Raw genomic sequence first — 17,343 nt, 5'->3', positions numbered from 1 at the left:
CGCGCGGGGCACCTGACGCGTAGCACGCGCCGGCCCGCGGCGAGAGCGCAGCGCAGGCTGTCGGCGGCGAGAGCGTCGCTGCGCGCGGCGAGAGCGTCGGCCGCCCGCGGAGCGCCGGCTGCCCACGGGGCGCCGGCTCCCGGTGGAGCGTCAGGTCCCCGCGGCCCCGCCGCCGGGATCCCCCGACCGGGGCGGGACCTCGACCAGCCGCGCCTCGTCGCGCTTGCTCAGCTTCGCGCCTTGCCGCGAAGCCCCGTAGACGTTCGCCCCGTCGAGCTCCGCGTCGCGCAGGTCCGCCCCATCGAGCCGGGCGAAGGAGAGGTCGGCCCCGCGCATCCGGCTGGCGCGCAGGTTCGCGCCCGAGAGATCGGCGCGCACGAGGCGGCACCCGCCGAGATCGGCGCGGTGGGCGATCACCCGACCGAGCGACGCGCCGTCGAAGCGCGCCTCCGCGAGCCGCGCCTGCCGCAGATCCGCGCCGGTCAGGCGAGCGCCCTCGAGATCGGCGCCGTTCCCCTGGGCGCGCTGCAGGTTGGCGCCCGTCAGGTCAGCGCCCGCGAAGACCGACGACGCGCAGCTCGTGCGCGACAGGTCGGCGCCGGTCAGGTCGGCGCCCGCGAAGCGCGAACCGTCGAGCTTTGCGCCCTGCCAGACCGATCCGGGCGCGGCCGCATCCTGGAACGAGCACCCCGTGAGCTCCGCGCTCGGCGCGCGCGCGTTCCCCAGCCTGGCCCGGTCGAACGCGGCGCCGGCGCCGCGCGCGTCGTCGAGGCGGGCTTCCGGGAGCGACGCGCCCGTGAACCGCGCTGCCCCGAGCGAGGCGCCGGAGAGGTTGGGGGCGAGCAGGTCCGCGCCCTCGAACGAGGCGCTGTCCCAGACTCCCCGCGCGAAGCTCGCCCGCGCGCCGGTCACGGCCGCGAGGCTCGCCCCTGCGCCGCGGGCTGAGGCGAGGATCGCCTCGTGCAGCGTGGCGCCGTCGAGCCGCGCGCCCTCCAGCACGGCGCGCGACAGGTCGGCGCGGGTCAGATCCGCGCCCGAGAGGTCTGCCCCGCCGAGATCCGCGCCGGCGAGCTTCGCGTCGGCGAGGCGCGCCCCGGCGAGCTTGCTCCCGCGCAGGCTCGCGCCCTGGAGATCGAGCGCGGACAGCGAGGCGCCGCTCAGGTCGAGCCCGCTCAGGTCCGCGTGCGCGAGCTCGAGCCCTCCGAGCAGCTCGCCGGCCCGCAGCCGCGCGATCACCTCGGCCCGCAGGCGTTCGTCCGCGGGGTCCACGGCAGCGGCGCCCGCGGCCGGTGCCGCGCCGGCGGCGCCCGCGGGGTCCGGGGGCGCCACGACGCCGGCCGCCGGCGGATCGGCGGCTCGAGGCACGACCGCCGGCGACGCCATCACCGCCGGCGGCGCCTCCACCGCCGGCGGCGCCCCCACCGCCGGCGGCGCCTCCACCGCCGGCGGAGCGCCCTCTCCGGCCGGCGTGCTCCCGGCCGACCCAGCTGCCGATGGCCGCAGCGGCACAGGCGCGTCCTCGGTCTCCGGCACGACCTCTTGCGCGTCCGGCGGATCGAGGTCGACGAGCGCGGTCGCGCTCTCGTCCATCGGCCGGAGCAGCGCGGCGGGCCTGGGCTGCAGCGCGGGCTCCGGGGGAGCCCACGGCGCTCCCGGGATGGGCGCGGCCGGCTGCGCGGGCAACCCGGGCGGCGCCAGCGCGAACGGCGCGAGCGGCGCCTGCAGCTGCATCGCCAGCTCCGCCGGGTCCTGCATCCGCGTCTCCTCGTCCACGAGGGTGGCGCCCGACCACCGCGACGGCCGCGACTCCCGCGCGGCGCTCGCGGCGGGCCAGGCCTGCGCCTGGGCTGCTGGGCTCGGCAAGAACGGAAGCACCGGCGCGCTCGACCTCGACGCGCCGCCGACGGGGAGCGTCGTGCCGAGATCGCCCGGCGCGCTCGACCTCGACGCGCCGCCGACGGGGAGCGTCGTGCCGAGATCGCCCGGCGCGCTCGACCTCGACGCGCCGCCGACGGGGAGCGTCGCGCCGAGATCGCCCGGCGCGCTCGGTCGGCCGTGCGGCGGAGGCGCGGCCTGCTCCAGGCTGGGCCACGAGAGCGGATGGCCCGGCATCTCGAGGCCGGCGCACACCCGGATCGACGCCCCCTCCTCGGCGCGCTCGAGCGCGAAGCTGCCGCGCCACACGATGGAGCAGATCTGGCGATCCACATCGATGACGAGCGTGTCGGCGGCCAGATCGACGGGCTGCCCCTGCCCGCCCCCGCCCGCCGGATAGCGGCGCGCCATCGCCCGCGCCGCGGGGAGCTGCGTCTGCACCCGCGGCAGCTCGGGGTGCAGCCCGTCGAGCACGAGCCACTCGTCCCCGTGCAGGAACGGCAGCTGCTGATCGGGCGGCGCCGCGTGAAAATAACGCCAGTCGAAGCCCGCCGTCGGCCCGGCCTGCTGCGGCTCGCCCCCCCGCGGCTCTGCGCCGCCGAGCAGCCGCTGCCGCGCGGGCCACCGCGGCGAGATCGGCCCCATCCCGGCCGGCCGCGTGGGCTGGACGGGGTCGAGCAGGTTCGGCAGCGCCGGCGCGGCGCTGGACGCGGCGCCGACCCCCACGGGGTTCTCGGGCACCCCGGGCCCGCCGAAGGCGCGCTCGTAGACGAGCGGCATCCGCTGGAACGGCTGCGATCTCCACGGCGGGACGGGGGCGCGATCCCCGACGATCTTGAGCCGCTTGTCGAGCAGGCGCGCCTCCCCGCGGTAGATCGCCAGCCGGGCGATCATCGTCGCGATCGGCTGCCCGCCCGGCGCGTAAGCGTGGCCGGTCAGCACCACCCCCACGCTCGGCAGGTACGGCGCGACCTCGCTCGCCGCCTCGAGCGAGCCCGAGGGCCCGTGACGGTCCTCGCGCACGATCGGAAGCGGCGCGATGGGCCAGGCGAGGCGATCGTGCGCGAGGGCCAGCGTGGCCTTGACGATGACCGTGACCCGCTGCGCGCTCCCGGCCTGCCACAGCACCGAGCCGCACGACACGGCGTTCAGCGCGACGACTTGGACAGGCCACGGCGAGGTCACGTGCGGCGGATCGGGCCCGGCGAGGCAGACGCGAGGGCGAGCGTCCACTCTAAGCCCGCCGCCCCGCGGACGACAAGCGCGAGCCGTGGCGGGCTGCCTCGGTCCGCGCCCGATCGAGGCACGAAGCGACACCGCGCGGCGCCGCTTTCCTGCGGAGCGCTTCGGGGCTGGCGCGGGCCAGCCCACACCCAGGCCCCGGCCGCGCCGACCGCGTCTCGTGTCCGCTTTCCGCTTTCCGCTTTCCGCCCTCGGCGATCAGCCCGCGGCCATCGCGGGCGCGGGGGCGCCGTCGCGCCGGACGCGGCGGTGGATGAGCTCCTCCAGCCAGCGCTCGAACGCCTTGCCCTCGCGCTCGTCGGGGTCGTCGCGGATCACCTCCACGCCCTTCTCGGCGCGGCCGCCGCTGCGCTCGATGACGGTCTCGACGAGCGAGGTCCACGTGTACGTCTGGATCGCCCCGCCCAGCGTCTCCATGACCAGGAGGTCGGCGAGCGTCGAGGCGCGGTTCCACGTCTGCACCTCGAAGCGCACCGACCCGTCGCCGCCGGGCGCGGGCTCGGCCAGGAAGCGCACGGCGCCGGCCAGCGGGTGGCCCTCGAGGGTGGCGAGGGTGACCGCGCGGGGCGAGACCTCCTCGACGCGCACCTGGACGTGCCCGCGCAGCGGCAGGGCCATCGTGAGCGTCGCGCCCGGCGCGATGCGCGTCGGGCTCTCGGGCTCGGCGCCGACGACGACCGTCTTGCGCGGCGTCAGCTCCGGGAACTCGTCGCGCACGAGCGCGATGAGCCCCTCGGCGTCGAGGCGCGCGCCGCGGATCACGGCGCGGTAGATCTTGCGGTGCATCGGGCCGAGCCCCTCGGACGGGAGCCGCTCCGGGAGCGAATCGCCGAGCTTGGCCAGGCTCTCGTCGAGGGGGGTCGCCTTCACGCCGAGCACGTCGAGGGCGTTCTCGCGGCCCTCGGGGATGACGTTCCCCTCGGTCACCATCGTGATCTGGTCGGCGTTGACCGGCGTCTCGATGCCGAACTTCGCCGCGAGCTTCGCCCCCGTCGACTCGATCCACGCCGGCAACGGGATCCGGGTCGGGTGCCGGTCGGTCATGGCCTCGAAGCGGTCGAGCACCTGGTTCATCGAGGTCAGCTCCGGGCCCGCCAGGTCGAGCTCGCGCCCCGCCAGGTCGGCGCGCTCGGCCGCGATGGCGAGCGCCTCGCCGCAGTCCTCGCACCAGATCGGCTGGAACGGATCGTCGCCCTTGCCGACGAGCGGCACGACCGGCAGCGTGCGCACCATCTTGAGCAGGAGCGAGATCTGCTCGTCGCCCGGCCCGAAGACGTTGCCGGGCCTGAGGATGATCCACTCGCGCGAGAAGGTGCGGGCGATCTCCTCGCCCGCCTTCTTCGAGCGATGGTAATCCGACTCGCCGCGATCGGCGCCGAGCGACGAGACGTAGACGAAGCGCTGGACGCGCGCTCGCTCGGCCTCGGCGACGATGTTGCGTGTGCCCTCGACGTTCACGCGCTCGAACGTGACCTGCGGAGGCCGCTCGGCGACGGTCGCCGCCAGGTGAATCACCGCGTCGCACCCGTCGGCGGCGCCGCGGATCGACGCGGCGTCGCCGATGTCGCCGTCGAACGCCTCGACGTCGCCCTCGAACGGCTTGCGATCGTCGCTCGCGTGGCGCGACAGGAGCCGGACGCCGTGCCCTCTCCGCAGGAGCCGCCGCACCACCTCCGGGCCCACCACCCCTGTGCCGCCGGTCACCAGAACCTTCATCATCCGTTCTCCTTTGCACCCATCGGATGGGCGAGGACAGGCGAAGGCCGTGCCAGCCCCAGCTCGCGGCGTGCCCGGGACTTGCTTGCAGGCGCGGCATGAGCCCGCGCATCACCGGCGCGCAGCGCCCCGGCACCGCCTCGCCGCGCGGAGGCGCCTCGCAGGGGCCGCTCGTCACGCCCGACGGCCGCTACCTGATCGTGCGCGGGCGCCTGTGGCGTCGGGCCAACCCCGCGCTGCCGGAGGACGCGCGGAGGCGCCTCGTCTCCGAGCTCATGGCGGCGCGGCGCGAGGTCGGACGCGCGCTGCGCGCGGGCGACGCGGGGGCGCTGCGCGCGGCCCGCCGTCGCGTGAACGAGGCGAAGATCGCGCTCGGCGAGCGGGGGCCGCCGTGGTGGAGCGACGGCGCGCCCGACGAGAACCGACGCTTGGTCGCGTCCACGAGCTACGCGCGCTGGTACGACGCGCTCTGCGGGGAGGAAGGGCTCGCGCGGTAGCGTCTCCCGTGCAGGGCGAGCCTGCCGCTTCCCCTATCCGGCGAGGACCTCATCGAGCGAGCGGGCGCTCATCGCCCGCAGCAGCCAACGCTGCAGAGTCGCGATCAACCCGGGTCGGTTCGGCGGTGAGCGGCCCGACCTGGGCAGCGCCCGGGACGCAGCCGAATCGCGGCGAGGGACGGCGCCCGTTCGTGTATAGGTACCTGATGACCGCCCCGCTCCTCGCCAGCGGGAGAGCGACACGCGGGAGAGAGATGGTAGGACCAAGACCGAGGACGACTCCGCATCTCCGGCGAGCGCGCCGGTCTCGGCGGGTCGGACCGTGAACCAGGGAGGACAGGGCAGATGAAGATAGCGACCTCGGCGTCGACCGCAGCGACGGCGGGCGCGGCGTTCGACGAGGCCATGTCCGCGCTCCACGCGCGCCTCGGCGCAGCCCCCGACCACATCTTCCTGAGCTACACGGAGCGTTATGATGTGGACGAGCTCGCGCGCGCCACCGCGGCGCTCCCGGCGTCGGTTCGCGTCCACGGATCGAGCTCATGCCTGTCCGTCATGACCTCTGCCGGAGTCCACGGCATGTCCGGTCCCGGCCTCGCCCTGCTCGGGGTCGCCGACGCGCAAGGTGCTTATGGAGTCGCCGCCGAGCCGATCGGCGGGGCGCCGCGCGAAGCGGGCGCGCGCGCCGCGCGCCGCGCCATCGAGGACGCCGGGCGAGCCGGCGAGCTCCCGGCCCTGTTCTGGCTCACCGCGCAGACCGGCGCGGAGGAGGACATCCTGCTCGGCATCGCGGACGTGGTCGGCCCCAACGTGCCTGTGTTCGGCGGCTCCTCTGCGGCAGACTCCCTCGACGGGCAGCAATCGCAGCTGGAGCGCGGGCGCGCCTGCAAGGGATCGGCGCTGCTCTCCGCCCTCTACCCGTCGGGGGAGATCTCCTATGCATTCAGCAGCGGCTACGTCCCCACCGAGCACCGCTGCCGCGTCACCCGCGCCGCGGGCAGGCGCCTGCCCGAGATCGACGGGCTCCCGGCCGCCGAGGTCTACGACCGATGGACCGGCGGCCTGATCTCCGCGCAGCTGGGCGGCGGCACCATCCTGGAGCAGACCGCGCTGCACCCGCTCGGGCGGCCCTCGGGCTGGATCGGCAAGGTCCCCCAGTTCCTGCTCATCCATCCGAGCACCGTGGAGGAGGACAACTCCATGACGTTCAGCGCGAACATCCACGATGGCGACGAGCTCGTGCTCATGAGCGGATCGCGGGAGAGCCTGATCGGCCGAGTCCGCTCCGTGGTCGACGCCGCGCTGGCGTCCGCGCCGCGCCCGTTCCGCGCGCAGGGCGCGCTCGTGATCTTCTGCGCGGGGTGCATGCTCGCCGTGCGCGACGAGCTCGACCGCGTGGTCGAGGGGGTGATCGCGTCGCTCGGAGCGACACCCTTCCTGGGCAGGTTCACCTTCGGTGAACAAGGGTGCTTCACGCGGGGCAGGAACCAGCACGCGAACCTCTCCATCGCCGTCCTCCTGCTCGGGCAGTGAGATGTGATGGAGGACGAGGCTGCCCGAGAGACCATCGCCGAGCTGCAACGCGCGCGCGAGGAGGAGCGGGCGCTCCGCCTGGAGGCCGAGGGGCTGGCGGAGGCGCTCCTGCTCTTCACCGAGCCGGGGACCTTCGCGGAGACGCTGGCGCGCATCGTCGAGGCGACCGCGCGGACCGTCGGGGCCGCCGCCGGGCTCGTGATCGCCTTCGCCGAAGGCGCTGACGGCCACGTCGTCGCCTCCACCGATCCGCGCCTGTCAGCCACCGTGTGGCGGCGCGGGCCTGCGTTCGATCGCGCCCTCGCGGGCCGGCCGGTGGCCAGCTTCGACCTCGCCCAGCTCGCCGAGTGGCAGCGCCAGCCGGCGTCCGTCCTGGAGCGGTGCGGCTCCGCGCTCCACGCGCCCCTTCAGGCCGGGCCAGAGCGGGCGTTGCTCGTGCTCACCCATCCCGCCCGCGCCTACTTCGACGCGCGCCACGTCAGCCTCGTCCGTCGCCTCCTGCCCGCGGCCTCGCAGGCGCTCGCGCGCGTCCGCGCCGAGGAGGAGCTCGCCCGGGCGCGCGAGCTCGCCCACGAGCGGGAGATCCAGGAGCAGCTCACGCTCATCGAGCACCAGCGCGCCGCGATGCGCGCCCTGTCCGTGCCTATCCTCGAGGTGTGGAGCCAGATCCTCTGCGTCCCCGTGATCGGCTCCATGGACGAGGAGCGTTGCGGGCTCCTGATGGAGCGGCTCCTCGCCGCCGTGAACGCGACCAGGGCGCGCGCGGTGGTCATCGACGTCACCGGGCTCGACCGGATGGAGGCGAACGCGCTCACGCTCTTCGTGCGCGTGGCGGCGGCGGTGAGGCTCCTCGGCAGCGCCTGCGTGCTCGCCGGCATCGGCCCCGAGGTCGCCCGGGAGCTCGCGCGGGAGGGCTTCGCGTGGGGCGACATCACGACGCACCGCCGCCTGCACGACGCGCTGCGGACGCTGCTCTCCGCCCGCGGGCGTAGTCGCCGCTCGCGGGCGTAGTCGCCGCTCGCGGGCGTAGATAGCGGCCGCCGGCGCCCCGGCCAGGTGGACGGCGCGCCCAGCCCCGCGCGCCGCCCGCCGGGCCCGCTGCCCGCGTGCCGCTCAGGACGCCTTGCGGCGCGCCGAATCCCACCCGCGCCGGACGGCGCTCTTGGCCTCGTCCCACGTGCGCCCGCTCTTGAGGTCGTTCCACTCCTCCCGGAGCTTGCTCTCGACCCGGTCGTCCCAGTCGCGGTGCTCGGTGTACTGGCTCGCCGCGCCCCAGCCGTAGCGCAGGCCCGGCTCGACGTCGTCCCAGTCGCTGTTCGGCACGTGCCGCGGCGGGATCGGCTGCTTGCCGAGCGCCTGCTTCACCGTGTCGTCCACGTCCTGGTTGAGCTCCTGCCCCTTGTTGTTGGTGAAGTCCGCCTTGGTCTGCTCCCAGTCGCGGCGCAGCGCTTCCTTCACGCGCTCCCAGCCGGACGTCTTGTGCTCATCCCACCACCTCGGATTGATCGACTGCGTCATGGATACCTCCCATCGGTCGCGCGGAAAGGGGTCAGCACGGAGGCCGAGCCCGGCGCGTGAGGGGGGCCGTTACACGAACGGTGCCGCCGCGAGCGCATGCAGAAATGACCAGGAAATACAGACGCTTACAGCAGCGTCCGGGCCGCCGCCCCGCCGTCGCTCCGCGGCTGGAGGCGGCGCCCCCGCGGCAGGCAGCCACGGATGAGACAAGCTGCCTCAGCGCATCCCCGGAGGCTCCGGGCAGCCCCGGCGCCGGGCGCGACGCGCCGGGGTCACCCCGCGGGGCGCGCGCCCTCGTCCCACGCCGGCAGCGCGCAGCGGAGCGTCGCCCCCTCGCCGGGGACGCGCTCGGCCCACAGCCGGCCGCCGTGCGCCTCGACGATCGAGCGGCCGATCGCCAGGCCCACGCCGAGCCCCCGGGCCTTCGTGGTGAAGAACGGCTCGAAGATCCGCTCGAGATCCTCGGCCGGGACGCCCTCGCCGGAGTCCGTCACCGAGAGCTCGACGCGGCCCTCTCCGCCCGCGTGCGTCCGGACCACCACGCGGCGCGCCTCGGGCGGGCGGCAGGCGACCGCATCGAGCGCGTTGGCGAGCAGGTTGCTGAGCACCAGCTGCAGCCCGGCGGCGTCGCCCCGGACGCGCGGCAGGCCCGGCGCGAGCTCGCTCCGCACGGTCGCGCCGGCGCGGTGCGCGGCGCCCGCCAGCAGCCGGCGCACCTCGCGGACGAGCTCGTTCAGGTCCAGCGCGGCCGCGCCGAGCTCGCCCTCGCCGAGCCGCGCGCGCATCCGCCGGATGATCTCCGCGGCGCGGCGGTCGTCCGCCGCGATGTCGTCGAGCGCGGCGCGCACCTCGACGACGTCCGGCGGGCTCCGCGCGAGCAGCCGCTGCGCCGCCTGCGCGTTGCTCAGGATCGCGGCGAGCGGCTGGTTCAGATCGTGCGCGATCGACGCCGCGAGCGCGCGCATCGCCGACACCCGGCTCAGGCCCGCGAGCTCCTCCCGCGCCGCCTGCGCCTCGCCCTCGGCGGCCCGGCTCAGCGCGATCGTGCGCTCGAGGCGCTGGATCTCCGCGCGGAGCGCCTCCGTCCGCCGCGACACCTCGAGCTCCAGCGAGGCCCGGGAGCGCGCGAGCTCCTCGTGCATGTCCGACAGCGCCCTCGCCGCCGCGCGCGCGGCGAGCTGCGCCCGCACGCGGGCCACGAGCTCCTCGCGGACGAACGGCCTGGCCACGCCGTCGACCGCGCCGAGCTCGATCCCCCGCGCCCGGCCCGCCGCGTCGGCGAGCGCGGTCACGAAGAGGACCGGGATCTCGTGCGTCGCCGGATCCTCCTTGAGGCGGCGGCAGAGCTCGAACCCGGAGAGGCCCGGCACCGCGGCGTCGAGCAGGACCAGATCGGGCTCCTCGCAGCGGATCTGCTGGAGCGCCGCCTCCCCATCGCCGACCTCCGCGACGTCGAACGGCTGGCCCGAAAGGGCGTCCGCGAGCAACCCGCGGCTCTCGGGAGCGCCGTCCACGATCAGGACGAGCGGCGGTCGGCCTCGCGCCAGCCGGGAGCCCGAAGCCAGCGGGTCGGCGCGCGCGTCGAGCGCCTCGCCGCCCTGGACCCCCTCGGCGGCCTGAGCGCGGGATCGAGGTGCTGCCATGACAGACGATCTGTGCCACGCCTCCCCGCGGTCGACCATGGGACCTTGGTCTCAGGGCGCGCCCTCGCCCTCGCGCCACACCGGCAGCGTACAGCGGAACGTCGCCCCCTGGCCGGGGCCGCACTCGGCCCACAGCCGGCCGCCGTGCGCCTCGGCGATCGAGCGGCTGATGGCGAGGCCGACGCCGAGCCCCTGGGCCTTCGACGTGAAGAACGGCTCGAAGATCCGCTCGAGGTCCGCCGCGGGGACCCCCTCGCCGGAGTCTGCCACCGAGAGCTCGACGCCGCCGCCGTCGGCCGGGCGGGCCCGCACCACGACGAGGCGCGCCTCGGGCGGACGGCGGGAGACCGCGTCGAGCGCGTTGACGAGGAGGTTGAGGAGCACCTGCTGGAGCTGGATCCCGTCGCCCCGGACGCGCGGCAGGCCCGGCGCGAGCTCGATCCGCAGGGTCGCGCCCGCGAGGAGCGCCGCGCTGGCCAGGAGCCGGGCCACCTCGCGGACGAGCTCGCGGAGGTCCAGCGCGACCGCGCTGAGCTCGCCCTTGCGGAGCATCGCGCGCATCCGCTCGATGACCTTCCCGGCGCGGCGGCCGTCCGCCGCGATGTCGTCGAGCGCGGCGCGCGCCTCGGCGATGTCCGGCGGCGCCTGCCCGAGGAGCCGCTGCGCCGCCTGCGCGTTGCTCAGGATCGCGGCGAGCGGCTGGTTCAGCTCGTGCGCGATCGAGGCCGCGAGCTCGCTCATCGCCGACACCCGGTTGAGGTGGGCGAGCTCCTCCTGGGCCTTCCGCACCTTGAGCTCGGCGGCCCGGTTCAGCTCGAGCTCGTGCTCCAGGCGCTGGTTGGCCGCGCGCAGCTCCTCGGTCCGCCGCGCCACGTCGAGCTCCAGCGACGCCCGGGCGGCCGCGAGCTCCTCGTTCTTCTCCGAGAGCGCCCGCGCGGCGGCGTGGATCGCGAGCTGCGTCCGCACGCGGGCCAACAGCTCCTCGCGCACGAACGGCTTGCTCACGTAATCGACCGCGCCGAGCTCGAGCCCGCGCACCCGGCTCGCCGTGTCGGAGAGCACGGTCATGAACAGGACGGGGACGCCGCGCGTCGCCGGATCTTCCTTGAGCTGGCGGCAGACCTCGAAGCCGGAGAGGCCAGGCATCACGGCGTCGAGCAGGACGAGATCGGGCGCCTCGCGCCGGATCTGCCGCAGCGCCATCTCCCCGTCGATGGCCACGGCGAGGGTGATCGGCTGGCCCGCGAGGGCCTCGGAGAGCAGCTTGAGGCTGCTGGGGTCGTCATCCACCAGCAAGACGAGCGCGCGGCGGTCCGACCCCATGGGGAGAGCAGATGCCAGCGCGCCGTCGGGTGCGTCAAGCGCTTCGCTGCTCTGCCCGCCTGCCCGCGGTTGACGCCCTCGGTGGGTTCGGCGTGAATGCGGCGCTGCCATGGACGTGACCGGGCCCACGGTGTTCGTTGTGGACGACGACCCCTCGGTGCTGCGCGCCCTCGAGCGGCTGCTGCGCTCGGCGGGGTATGCGGTGGAGGGGTACGCGTCGCCCGAAGCGTTCCTGGAGCGCGCCCCCTCGGAGCGGCCGGGTTGCGTGGTCGTCGATCTGCGCATGCCCGGCCTGGGCGGGCTCGAGCTGCAGGACGAGCTCGCGCGCCGGGGGTGCCCCCTGCCGATCGTGTTCCTGACCGGCCACGGCGACGTGTCGAGCTCGGTGCTGGCGATGAAGGCGGGCGCGATCGACTTTCTGACGAAGCCCTGCGACGACACCGACCTGCTCGCGGCGGTGGAGCGCGCCATCGCGCGCGACGCCGAGGCGCGCGCCGCCCGGGGCGAGCAGCAGGCGCTGCGGACGCGCTTCGAGGCGCTGACCCCGCGCGAGCGCGAGGTGTGCCTGCGGGTCGCGCAGGGGCTCCTGAACAAGCAGATCGCCGAGGAGCTCGGCGCGGCGGAGAAGACGATCAAGGTGCACCGCGGCCGGGTGATGGAGAAGCTCGGCGTGGCGTCGGTGGCGGAGCTCGTGCGGCTCGTGGATCGGCTCGATCAGGGGCCGTGATCGGCGAGCGGACAGGCTCGATCGGTTCGCGGGCTGCGGCGACTTCACACGGGCCGCCGAGGGGCGCGCATCCAGCGAGACTCGACCTTGCTGTCGACCACGACCTCGCCGCCCACGTTCACGGCCGGGAGCCCCGTCCCCACCGCGACCCGCGCCTCAGCTGCTGGCCACGAATCGCACCCGCTCCGTCCCCTCGATCATCTGCAGCGCGAACTGCGCCGCCGTGAAGGGCAGCTCCGCCCGCACCGGCGCGAGCGCCGCCTTCATCCGCTCCGCCAGCCCCGCGATGTCGACCACCTGCCTGTCCGCGTGGCGCCACGGGACCACGACGGCCTCCGGCTGGCTGACCCCCGACGGGTCCCGCAGGTTCTTCGTGAACTCCTGCCCTCCGGCCTCCTGCGCGTCGAGCCCGTAGTGCATCGCCTCCGGCGCCTGGAACACGTCCAGCGTCTTCACCTCCCCCGCGAAGAGCACGAGGAGCGCGTCCGAGGCGAGCCGGTCGAACCGCAGCGGCGTCAGCGCGTCGGTCGCCGGCGGGATGACGCTCGGGTCCGGCAGCCGCTCCGGGTAGCCCTCCACGACCAGGGCCGGCCAGCCCGAGACCACGCTCGACCGCATCAGGAACCCGCTCACCCGCTGCGGCCCCTCCGAGCGGCTCGCCCGCACCGTGCGCGCGTGCTCGAGATCCGCGTTCGTCACGCGGCCCACGCTGCGCGCCCCGTCGAGCAGGCACTCCACCCAGGCCGGGTCCACGCAGAAGAACCGCAGCCCCTCGACGGGCAGCAGGCGCTCGTCCGGCACCAGGTAGCTGAACGGGAGCCCCACCAGGTGCTCCAGGTCGGCGAGCCACTCGGCCACGGCCTCCGGCATCTCCACCGGCTCCGACCGCGTTTGCCGCAGCGGCAGCCGCCGCGCCGCCCGCTGCCGCATCGCGTGCCGCTGCTGCGCGCTCTCGCGCGTCCAGCGCAGCAGGTCCAGCGCCACGCGCGTGTTCGCCAGCGTCCGCAGCCGCCCGAGCTCCCACGCGGCCGCGTACGAGACGTCGAACATGCCCGTGTCCGGGTCGTAGCGCACGAGCTCGTCCGCGCACTCCGCCGGCAGTTTGACCTCCTCCGCGCCGATCCCGGGCGCGAACGGCCCGCGGTAGAACGACACGCTCTTGCTCCCCCGGCGCATCCGGTGCGGCAGCGGCAAGTAGCCCTGCTCGAGGTACGGCGCCGCCGGGCTCGCCGGCGGCAGCGCCTCCGGCAAAGGCGCCCGCAGCTCGGCCGGCGCCCGGTCGAGCCCCTTGAGCAGCTCGCTGAAGCTCTGCTCCGGGTCCACGCTGTCGAACGTCCAGCTCGCGAGGCTCACCAGCCGGATCCATTCGTCCGGCCCGGCGCCCTGAGCATGGAAGACCCCGTTCGGATAGCACTTCTCCAGCGAGACCAGGTGCACGGTGCTCGTGCCGTTCGGCTCGGGAAGGCGATTGCAGACCACCGTCGCGTCGAGGTCCCCCTCGGGCACCTCGTTGCCGTCCTTGCGCTGGTGGGCGTGCGCGAGCAGCGCGAGCTCCGCCGCGGTCGGCAGCAGGTGCTGCAGCGTCTTCCACTGCACGTCGATCACCGTGACCTCGTCCGACGCCTGCTGTCCCTCCTCCAGCGCCATCTCCTCGGGGAAGCGCGCCGTCGTCGCGGGCGTCTTCACGAGCTCGCCCAGCGTGAGGGTCTGCACCCGCGGCTCCTCCACGCCTTGGTCGGCGAAGTCCGACGCGCGGAACAGGAGCAGCGCCATCCAGGAGCGGTTCTCGTCCACGAGGCCCGGCAGGCGCTCCCAGGGGAGCGTGCTGCGGCTCAGCGTGATGTGCGGGAGCACGTTCGCGTGCTCCCCCACGCTGCCGGGCGGAGGGAACATCGCGACGATGTCCTCCGGCCCGAGCGGGCCGAAGCGCTCCCCGAGGACCGCGAAGATGAGCCGCTTCGGGAAGACCTGTCCCGGGATCTTCCCGGCGGCCTCGAGGATCTGCTGGATCTCGACCTTGTACGTCCCGCTCTCCAGCGCCGGCTGGTGGAACTCCAGGAACTCGATCGTCCCGTCCTCGCTCGGCGTCCGGAGCGACCCGCGGACGCGCAGCCCCGACCCTCGCAACGCGCGCAAATTGACAGACGGCATGGCTCTCCCTCGTGCATCCGTGGTGGGCGCCGCCTACGCGGCGGCGCTCGTGTCCTTCACCTGCGGGGCGAACACGAAGGTGTCCGCGACGCCCGCGTCCAGCGCCACGTCCGCGGCCGGGTCGAAGCCCAGCGCGGCGAGCAACACGTCCCTGCCTGCGTGACCCGCGATCGAGCCCTGGATCGCCGCGCGCCGCGCGGCGTCGTCCCCCGCGGCCGCGCGGAACGCGGGCAGCGCCGCGAAGGCGTGGGCGCCGAGGGCGTCGCCCGGCTCGAACAGCAGGAGCCTCACGGCCACGTCGTCGGTGTCCCCGCCCTTCGGCGGCTGCGCGGGCTCGATGCGCAGGCCGCTCAGCGCGCCCTCCACGAACGGGGTCCCGTTGACGTCGGGGAAGCGCAGCCGGTCGCCGTTCATCCGCGGCTCCCCCCACACCGCGGCGGGCGCCCTCCGCTGCAGGGCGGTGAGCGTGAACTTGTCGCGCTCCACGCCCACCCCGTCGCGCCAGATGGAGACGTGGAGCTCGCTCCGAAGGTTGCCCGCCGTCACGCCCATGGGCGCCACGCCGAACTTGGCGTTGCCTTGCGCCGGCGAGTGCTCCCCCGGGTGGTAGGCCTCCTTGATCGGGATCACCGAGTCAATCGTGAGCGCGACGTCCTTCGGGTTGACCACCCACAGCGCATCGCCCGTGACCGTCTTGACCTGCCGCATCAGGCCCTCGGCCACCGCGACGCTGCAGACCTCCTCGTCCGCCGGCAGGAGCGACGCGCGGAACTCGGGCCATTCGATGGGCACCGGCCCGAACGCGTCCCGGTTGCCGAACCTGACGGTCACCGAGAACAGGAAGACCTTGAGCTTGGCGTAGCCGCCGAGGTCCGGGCCCCACACGTGCAGCTCGGCGCCCAGGCTGGCCGAGAGCGGGCCCAGCCCGAACTTGAAGTGCTGGCGCAGGTGCACGTCGTAGCAGTACGGCTTCCAGCAGATGAGGAAGTCGGCGCCCATGCGGAAGGACGCCCAGGCGGGGCCGGCCTCGAAGTCGGCCGCGAAGCTGCCGCCCGCCATCACCGCGTGGGCGCACAGCGCCATGTAGGCCTCGCCCCGGAGCGACAGCGTGCTCCCGAGCCTCAGGTCGAAGCCGACGCGCGGCACGGTGGGATAGTGCTTCGGGACCTTGAACGACGGGTGGTAGCCGCCGATCGTGAACACGAAGTCGCCGGCCTTCTCGCCCGCGAACCAGGTGGCGAAGGCGAACCCGCCCGTCAGCCGGCACGACGGCGACAGCAGGTACGACGCGTCCGTGAGCTGCCCCTGCACGAGGAGGGTCCCCTCGGACGGGGCGAAGCGCGCCTGCAGCGCCGTCTCCATCACGACGAGGGGCTCCGGGACGCCGAACGGCACCTCCAGCCGCGTGAGGCCGAGCAGGCCGAGCTCGAAGCGGTCGCCGAGCTCCGCCGTCAGCAGCGCGAACCCCTCGAGCATCTTGAACGAGGTGAACTTGACCCCGATCGCCAGGAAGCCCGCGTCCGGCGCGATCGTGATGTACCGGGAGAGCTCGCGGAGCTGGCCCGCGGCGACCACGCCGGGGTCGTCCGTGTCGTCGTCGCCGGTGTCGTCCACCGCCTGGGCCACCAGCGGGAAGCGCGCGACGTCCTCCAGGCGGGGGTCCTCGAGCGAGCGCCCGTAGCCGAAGCCGGCCGAGAGGCCGGTCACGAAGAAGAACGGCGGACCGCCGAGCGGGTACTTGAGCGTCGCGTACAGGAACAGCGACGGCCGGTCCTCGACGTAGGCGTAGGCCCCGATCGCCGCGAGGCCGATGGACGCGGGCGGCTTGCCGCCGCTCGCCTTGAGGCGGAGCTCCAGCGCGGCCATGCCGGCGTACTCTTCGTACCCGTCGCGCTCGCTGCGCAGGAACGCGCCGCCGACCCGCAGCGCGTCGTTCTCGTAGGCGAGGCCGAAGCCGTCGAGACGGAGCTCCGGGTCGCCCCCGGGCAGCGGGAGGCGCACCGAGACCCCGTTCAGCAGCAGGCGGAGGGGGCCCACCGAGAGGACGACCTCCGGGACGAGCTCCGCGGCCCCGTCGCTGTACGTCAGGCCGAGCCGCGCGAAGTGCACCGGGCCGACGGCGCGCTGCACGTCGATCCAGGCGCCGTTCTGGCCGACGGTGACGAGCGCGTCGTCCGGCGCGCTCCGCGGCGCGCGCCCGGCCGACCGCCCCGCCGCCGCGAGGAACGGGTTCCACGATCCCGAGCGCGGCCGGAGCGGCGTGTACCACGTCTGCCGGATGTCCCCGAACGCGGCGTACCCGACGAGGTGCGCCCCGCGCGTGAGGTCCTGCGCGCTGGAGCTCGACGGCCGGATGAGGAACGGAGACTCCAGGTCCTCCAGCACCCCGTTCAGCGCCTTGAGCTCCTTGTGCGTCCAGTCGTGCGTCGTCGCGAGCAGCTCGAGCGTGAAGTCGGCCTGCGCCTTCCCGTCCTCGAAGTACAGGCCCACGAGCGGCAGCTGCCCGAGGTTCACGCCGGCGTGGAAGCCCACGCCCACGAGGATCCTGCTCCCCAGGCCGCTGCCGGCGCGACCCGAGAGGACCGCGACGACGTTGCCCCCGAGGGGGATCGCGAGCTCCTCCGGGATCAGCGCGGCGAGGCCCGGCGCGACGCCGCCGAACAGGGCGTGCAGGGGGATGGCCGGCTCGCCGGTGACGTTGAGCTGGGCGACGTACATGTCGCCCATCTTGCTGGTGAACTGCCCCTCGAACGCGAGCCGGACGTCGTCCGAGACGGGGATATCGATCTTGCCCCCGTACTCGGCGGGGCGCTTCCCCCCGGTGTTCTTGTCCGGCTTGATAACGATGTTCATCCCGAGGATCAGGTGCTGGGCCTCGCCCTCGTCGTCCTCGGAGACCTTGATGCCGATCGCGAAGGCGATCTCGTACTGGTTCTTCTGGTGGTTGGCGTAGAACTCCGCGCTCTGGAGCGGGACATGCTCGTCGAGGGTGTCCAGGAAGCCGGGGAAGAAGTCCACCTGGAACTGGGCGTGCAGCGCCTCGCGCAGCGTCCGGATGCTGGCGAGATCGTCTTCGCCGATCACGATATCGAGGGCCATGGTCTGCCTCCTGGGTCCG

At 74.6% G+C, this 17,343-nt stretch carries 11 protein-coding genes; 4 read left to right on the top strand and 7 right to left on the bottom strand.

The window, feature by feature from the left end:
* Nucleotides 1-150: 150 nt before the first annotated feature.
* Nucleotides 151-3,108 carry a DUF2169 domain-containing protein gene (locus tag WMF26_RS13985; protein WP_438000746.1) on the bottom strand — a complete coding sequence of 986 codons (2,958 nt, stop codon included), beginning with the start codon at nt 3,106-3,108 and terminating at the stop codon, nt 151-153.
* A gap of 207 nt (nt 3,109-3,315) precedes the next feature.
* Nucleotides 3,316-4,836, bottom strand: coding sequence for a DUF1990 family protein (locus tag WMF26_RS13980; protein ID WP_438000745.1), 1,521 nt, complete (start codon nt 4,834-4,836; stop codon nt 3,316-3,318).
* A gap of 95 nt (nt 4,837-4,931) precedes the next feature.
* On the opposite strand from WMF26_RS13980, the gene WMF26_RS13975 reads away from it, so the two are divergent.
* The 3 genes from WMF26_RS13975 (at nt 4,932) to WMF26_RS13965 (ending at nt 7,874) form a co-directional block, all read left to right on the top strand.
* Complete coding sequence (locus WMF26_RS13975) at nt 4,932-5,330, top strand: hypothetical protein (protein ID WP_438000744.1); 399 nt, start codon at nt 4,932-4,934, stop codon at nt 5,328-5,330.
* 345 nt (nt 5,331-5,675) lie between these two features.
* A complete protein-coding gene (locus tag WMF26_RS13970) occupies nt 5,676-6,863 on the top strand; it encodes an FIST signal transduction protein (RefSeq protein WP_438000743.1) in 1,188 nt (395 codons plus the stop codon).
* A 6-nt stretch (nt 6,864-6,869) separates the two neighbouring features.
* Nucleotides 6,870-7,874, top strand: coding sequence for an STAS domain-containing protein (locus tag WMF26_RS13965; RefSeq protein WP_438000742.1), 1,005 nt, complete (start codon nt 6,870-6,872; stop codon nt 7,872-7,874).
* 102 nt (nt 7,875-7,976) lie between these two features.
* Here the strand turns inward: WMF26_RS13965 and WMF26_RS13960 are convergent, their stop codons facing one another.
* The 3 genes from WMF26_RS13960 to WMF26_RS13950 all read right to left on the bottom strand — a co-directional run bounded on the left by WMF26_RS13960 (nt 7,977) and on the right by WMF26_RS13950 (nt 11,347).
* On the bottom strand, nt 7,977-8,381 hold the full coding sequence (locus tag WMF26_RS13960) for a hypothetical protein (protein ID WP_061629006.1): 405 nt from the start codon (nt 8,379-8,381) through the stop codon (nt 7,977-7,979).
* A 272-nt stretch (nt 8,382-8,653) separates the two neighbouring features.
* The gene (locus WMF26_RS13955) at nt 8,654-10,024 is read right to left on the bottom strand and encodes a hybrid sensor histidine kinase/response regulator (RefSeq protein WP_438000741.1); all 1,371 of its coding nucleotides are present in this window, start codon (nt 10,022-10,024) and stop codon (nt 8,654-8,656) included.
* A gap of 51 nt (nt 10,025-10,075) precedes the next feature.
* Entirely contained in the window at nt 10,076-11,347 is a 1,272-nt protein-coding gene (locus tag WMF26_RS13950) for a hybrid sensor histidine kinase/response regulator (RefSeq protein ID WP_438000740.1), read from the bottom strand.
* Nucleotides 11,348-11,456: 109 nt separating this feature from the next.
* On the opposite strand from WMF26_RS13950, the gene WMF26_RS13945 reads away from it, so the two are divergent.
* Entirely contained in the window at nt 11,457-12,074 is a 618-nt protein-coding gene (locus WMF26_RS13945; RefSeq protein WP_438000739.1) for a response regulator transcription factor, read from the top strand.
* Between the two features lie 156 nt (nt 12,075-12,230).
* On the opposite strand, the gene WMF26_RS13940 is transcribed toward WMF26_RS13945, so the two are convergent.
* Together WMF26_RS13940 and WMF26_RS13935 are read right to left on the bottom strand one after the other, a co-directional pair.
* Nucleotides 12,231-14,225, bottom strand: a complete 1,995-nt coding sequence (locus tag WMF26_RS13940) for a hypothetical protein (protein WP_438000738.1) — start codon at nt 14,223-14,225, stop codon at nt 12,231-12,233.
* Between the two features lie 33 nt (nt 14,226-14,258).
* Nucleotides 14,259-17,324: a DUF6603 domain-containing protein gene (locus tag WMF26_RS13935; RefSeq protein ID WP_438000737.1), complete on the bottom strand. Its 3,066-nt coding sequence runs from the start codon at nt 17,322-17,324 to the stop codon at nt 14,259-14,261.
* Between the last annotated feature and the right edge of the window lie 19 nt (nt 17,325-17,343).

The organism is Sorangium sp. So ce185 (assembly GCF_051526825.1).
GTDB lineage: Bacteria > Myxococcota_A > Polyangia > Polyangiales > Polyangiaceae > Sorangium > Sorangium cellulosum_D.
Note: the sequence above shows the minus strand (reverse complement) of the source record. Positions and strands in the feature narration are given on the sequence as shown.

Bases quoted from the DNA above. Each gene is read 5' to 3' on its own strand.
- WMF26_RS13980 (WP_438000745.1), bottom strand. From the start codon at position 4,836: ATGATGAAGGTTCTGGTGACCGGCGGCACAGGGGTGGTGGGCCCGGAG.
- WMF26_RS13975 (WP_438000744.1), top strand. From the start codon at position 4,932: ATGAGCCCGCGCATCACCGGCGCGCAGCGCCCCGGCACCGCCTCGCCG.
- WMF26_RS13970 (WP_438000743.1), top strand. From the start codon at position 5,676: ATGAAGATAGCGACCTCGGCGTCGACCGCAGCGACGGCGGGCGCGGCG.
- WMF26_RS13965 (WP_438000742.1), top strand. From the start codon at position 6,870: ATGGAGGACGAGGCTGCCCGAGAGACCATCGCCGAGCTGCAACGCGCG.
- WMF26_RS13960 (WP_061629006.1), bottom strand. From the start codon at position 8,381: ATGACGCAGTCGATCAATCCGAGGTGGTGGGATGAGCACAAGACGTCC.
- WMF26_RS13955 (WP_438000741.1), bottom strand. From the start codon at position 10,024: ATGGCAGCACCTCGATCCCGCGCTCAGGCCGCCGAGGGGGTCCAGGGC.
- WMF26_RS13950 (WP_438000740.1), bottom strand. From the start codon at position 11,347: ATGGGGTCGGACCGCCGCGCGCTCGTCTTGCTGGTGGATGACGACCCC.
- WMF26_RS13945 (WP_438000739.1), top strand. From the start codon at position 11,457: ATGGACGTGACCGGGCCCACGGTGTTCGTTGTGGACGACGACCCCTCG.
- WMF26_RS13940 (WP_438000738.1), bottom strand. From the start codon at position 14,225: ATGCCGTCTGTCAATTTGCGCGCGTTGCGAGGGTCGGGGCTGCGCGTC.
- WMF26_RS13935 (WP_438000737.1), bottom strand. From the start codon at position 17,324: ATGGCCCTCGATATCGTGATCGGCGAAGACGATCTCGCCAGCATCCGG.